Origin of the sequence: Nocardia sp. CNY236 (assembly GCF_000482385.1) — a bacterium.
Classification (GTDB): Bacteria; Actinomycetota; Actinomycetes; order Mycobacteriales; family Mycobacteriaceae; genus Nocardia.
Map to the genome: position 1 here is coordinate 1 of NZ_AXVD01000076.1, position 1,469 is coordinate 1,469.

At 59.1% G+C, this 1,469-nt stretch carries 1 protein-coding gene; it reads right to left on the reverse strand.

The window, feature by feature from the left end; genetic code table 11:
• The coding region (locus K940_RS29865; RefSeq protein WP_155981062.1) for a bifunctional 2-polyprenyl-6-hydroxyphenol methylase/3-demethylubiquinol 3-O-methyltransferase UbiG at positions 1-1,448 on the reverse strand (1,448 nt) is incomplete at its 3' end.
• Positions 1,449-1,469 lie beyond the last annotated feature (21 nt).

Sequence of the window (1,469 nt, forward strand, 5' to 3'; positions counted from 1 at the left end):
ACGAACTCGGGTTCCGGCAACGCCTTGCGGTCCAGCTTCCCGTTCGATGTCAGGGGCAGCCTCTCGAGCATCACCACCGCCGCGGGCACCATGAACTCCGGCAGGTGATCGGCTGCGAACTGCCGGACTGAGGTAGCCAGGAGACCGGCTCGAGGGTTGTTCGTGCACCGCGCAGGATCAACGACGTGTACCTGCGCAGAGAAGGCGTCCGTCACTTGTCGACCGTCGACGACCGATGACTCGACAAACACCGCATCCATGCAATCCGGTTGTGCGGACCATGTAACAGAGACACTGAAACCTAGCCGTTGGCCGAGAGTCCACAAATCCTCGGGCAACAAACCCGCAGGGCGTTCCGCCGACTCAGCAAGCATTGACTCGGTCCCGAGCAAGCCCCACTTGGCTACCGGTTGTCCGTTCCGGATGCGTTGCGCTGCCCGAATCTCGTCGACCAGCCCGGCATGCGGGATGTCGGTGACACGGACCCAACCATCACACCACGCGGCCAGCAGAGACTCCAAGCGACCTCGATCCACGAACCTCTCATGTGGTACCCCCGCCACCGATAGCGTCGGAAACGGGCCCTTACGAAGAACGACGTCATAGCGGTATCGAGTCAGCTCGTTAACTGCGAATCCTCGCTTCAGAGCAATATCCACCGCAGCGATATCATCGTGGAGATCAGCAATCGCTGAGAAATATTCAGGCGCCACCAATAGCTCTTGCTCGGCTGAAATATTTCGACGTACCCGCTCCCTGACAGTCGAAGGGTCGTCTCCTCCGACCTGTGCAATAGCAACCCCGGTTGCGAATTCCTCGATCAATGTCAGATTACGGACATCTCCAATAAATACTGCACCTCCAGGAGCGAGCAATCGAAATGCCGTTTCGATCACTCCGCGGAGGTAGAGCTCGCACGGGAAGTATTGAATGACCGAGTTCAGGACCACGGTATCGAAGTGCCCGTCTGGTAATCCGGCAGCATTATCGGCGGCTTGGACGCGCAGTAGCACTCGATCAGTCCAATCTGCCTCCAACTCTTGCAGGTTCCGCGTGAGCTTGTCGATCGTCGCCGAAGAGAAATCGGTAGCCCAGTATTCCTCACATTCAGGAGCCAATCGTGAGAGAAGGAGCCCGGATCCAACGCCGATCTCGAGCACGCGCCCAAGGCCAGTTCTGCGAATCTGATTCACGGTCACCGACTGCCACTCGCGCATCTGTTCCACCCCGATTGCGGAATCCGAGTAGCTACTTCTCCAGATCGAGAAATCTGCGCCCAAACTCGAACCTTGCGTATCCTCGACATTTCCCGTGGCGGAGTACAGGCTGTCGTATGCGCGACGCCATTGCTCGACAACCTCCTCGCCTCCGCCAACGTCCGTAGTCTGGTCGGGCACCACGTACCCGACCAGTTGTTTGCCCAGTTCGCCCGCGTCGCGAGCGACCACCGCTGCCTGTGAGACCCCCGC